This is a genomic window from Mycobacterium sp. (assembly GCF_049683935.1).
GTDB lineage: Bacteria > Actinomycetota > Actinomycetes > Mycobacteriales > Mycobacteriaceae > Mycobacterium.
In genome coordinates, this window is record NZ_JBAUJR010000144.1 from 1 (window position 1) to 2,517 (window position 2,517).

Here is a 2,517-nt window from a genome sequence, read left to right on the forward strand (position 1 = left end):
AATGGGCAGAGTTGGCTCGCGATCGCGCGGAGTTGGCACGTGAACGCGCCGCCGCTCTCGCCGACACCGCGGAGACCGAGGTCAAGAAGAAGCATCGCCGGCGCTGAACCCCGCCGGGGTTTCGCTCGCTCCCGTTGATATCCCCCCCGCGACGGCGGGCCGCTCGGTACGGTGAGGTCGCATCGCCGACTTCGCACAGAGAGCGGACACACCATGACGAGCGATTACCCGCCCCCACCCCCGCAGCAGCCCGGTCAGTACGGGTATCCGGGTTCGTATCCACCGCCCGGCGGCGGCTTCCAACCAGGCGGTCTCGGACTGCGTTTTGCCGCACGCATCATCGACGGTCTGATCGTCGGCATCGTCGGCGGCATCATCGTGTTCGCGATGGGCACGGCGGACAACATCATGGTCACCGGCTTGTTCACCGGCGTGCTGTCCTTCGTGTACTACGTGGCTTTCGAGGTCTCGCAGGGTTGGACGCCCGGTAAGAAGCTGCTCGGCCTGAGCGTTCGCGGTCCGGCGGGAGCGGCGAAGCCGGACGTCAAGCAGTCTGCGATCCGCAACTCGTGGACTCTGTTGCCGATCATTCCGATCATCGGCGGTCTGCTGGGTGTCGTGGCCATCGTCCTGATCGCGGTGACGATCAACGGCAGCCCCACCAAGCAGGGCAAACACGACGAGCTCGCCGGCGGCACCCAGGTGGTCAAAGGCTGATCAGCCCGACACTGCCGGAATCCTGCACGGCGGAACCGCCGTGCAGGGTTCACGTGGTTTCGGTGCCCTCGACGTAACCGGCCACGATGGCATCGATGCTCTGGTCGACGTCGATGCGCACACCACGCTCGTCGTCCCCCAGCGGTTCCAGGGTCTCGAACTGCGAGACGAGCAGCGAGGCGGGCATGAAATGCCCGGGGCGGCTGGCCTGCCGTCTCCCGATCACCTCGGGTGTCCCGTCGAGGTGGAGAAACTCCACTTCCGAGCAGTGATGGCGCAGTTGCTCCCGATAGGCACGCTTGAGTGCCGAGCAGCTCATCACACCTCCGTCGGCGCACCTTTCGGCGAGCCAGTGGCCGATGGCCTCGAGCCACGGATATCGGTCGTCGTCGTTGAGCGCTTCACCAGCGGACATCTTCTCGATGTTGGCCGGCGGGTGAAAGTCGTCCGCATCGGCGAACGGGACCCGCAACCGCTGCGCGAGGGCTGCGCCCACGGTTGACTTTCCTGAGCCGGAGACTCCCATGACCACGATGGGTGACGCCACTTTCACCACCTACTCTATTGTGTCTGACATCACACAGGGTGCCGCAAAAGTCAGATTATTGCAAGCAGATCACGAAATCGTCTGTCTTATTTTGCGCAGCAAACGTTATGACAACATGTAAAGCGTGCACCCGGAACCTCACGGCAGCGCCTTGCACAACAGCCTGCTGACCGCACTGGGCACTGCCATCGTGTCCGGGGTCTACCCACCTGGGCAGGTCATCACACTCGACAGTGTCAGCGCCGAGCACAAAATGTCGCGAAGTGTCGCCCGCGAAGCGATACGGGTGCTCGAGTCGATGGGCATGATCGAGTCCCGGCGCCGCGTGGGTATCACCATCCAGCCGTCCCACAAATGGAATGTGTTCGATCCCAGGCTGATTCGCTGGCGGCTGGAATCCGGAGACCGCGCCGTTCAACTGCTGTCCCTTTCCGAACTCCGCAAGGGATTCGAGCCCGCTGCCGCTGCGCTGGCGGCCCGACGCGCCGACCCGCACCAATGCCGGACCATGGCCGCCGCGGTGTCGGACATGGTCGTGCACGGCCGCTCGGGAGACCTCGAGGCGTATCTGCTCGCCGACAAGACCTTCCACCGGACCCTTCTGGAGGCGAGCGGCAACGAGATGTTCCGCGCGCTCAACGGAGTGGTGTCGGAGGTCCTCAGCGGCCGCACCCACCACGGAATGATGCCCGACATACCGAATCCCGTGGCCATCGAACTCCACGACGAGGTCGCGCGGGCCATTCGGATGAAGGACGAGTCCGCAGCGGAAAAGGCAATGCGGGCCATCATCGACGAAGCGGCATCGGCGGTCGCCGAGGAAGCCCCGGAATCGTAGCGGCGGTCGATCTTGTCCTCCGGGGGATCTCGGCCCCTCCGTCACGCATGATTGACTGCCGCAGTGGACAGAAAACCCATCCTCGCCCGGCGTCTGTTCGATCGCATCGAACCGGTCCACGCCGTCACGTACTTCGCCCCCGAAGCCAGAGCGGAACTCGACGGCCTGGGTTATCGCGGGTTCTGGATGGGGTATTTCGCGGCTCGCTCGGCCCCGTTCGGGGTGGTGCCGGCGGAGGTCGTCACGGCGGCCTTCTACAACTTCGCTCCACACCGGGTGGCCAAAGCACTTCCTGCAGCATGGGATTCCACCGCACCGGCCGATGCCCTGCGGGCCCGGCAGCGGTCGGCCATCGCGGCGTTACGCCGGTACGGGGTGACCGACGACGGGGCAGCCGATGCGGCCGACCTGGCTG

The 2,517-nt window shown here is 65.2% G+C and carries 4 protein-coding genes; 3 read left to right on the forward strand and 1 reads right to left on the reverse strand.

Annotation, left to right across the window (positions count from 1 at the left end; translation table 11 throughout):
- Positions 1 to 213 precede the first annotated feature (213 nt).
- Positions 214 to 717, forward strand: coding sequence for an RDD family protein (locus WA965_RS08245; RefSeq protein WP_526299464.1), 504 nt, complete (start codon positions 214 to 216; stop codon positions 715 to 717).
- Between the two features lie 49 nt (positions 718 to 766).
- On the opposite strand, the gene WA965_RS08250 is transcribed toward WA965_RS08245, so the two are convergent.
- Positions 767 to 1,264: a gluconokinase gene (locus tag WA965_RS08250; protein ID WP_526299466.1), complete on the reverse strand. Its 498-nt coding sequence runs from the start codon at positions 1,262 to 1,264 to the stop codon at positions 767 to 769.
- Between the two features lie 124 nt (positions 1,265 to 1,388).
- On the opposite strand from WA965_RS08250, the gene WA965_RS08255 reads away from it, so the two are divergent.
- Both WA965_RS08255 and WA965_RS08260 read left to right on the forward strand, forming a co-directional pair.
- On the forward strand, positions 1,389 to 2,102 hold the full coding sequence (locus tag WA965_RS08255) for a FadR/GntR family transcriptional regulator (protein ID WP_526299468.1): 714 nt from the start codon (positions 1,389 to 1,391) through the stop codon (positions 2,100 to 2,102).
- 63 nt (positions 2,103 to 2,165) lie between these two features.
- On the forward strand, positions 2,166 to 2,517 hold a 352-nt coding region (locus WA965_RS08260; RefSeq protein WP_526447348.1), incomplete at its 3' end, for an SCO6745 family protein.

What these genes read in the sequence shown, in the direction of transcription:
- WA965_RS08245 (WP_526299464.1), top strand. Translation starts at nt 214, where the DNA reads ATGACGAGCGATTACCCGCCCCCACCCCCGCAGCAGCCCGGTCAGTAC.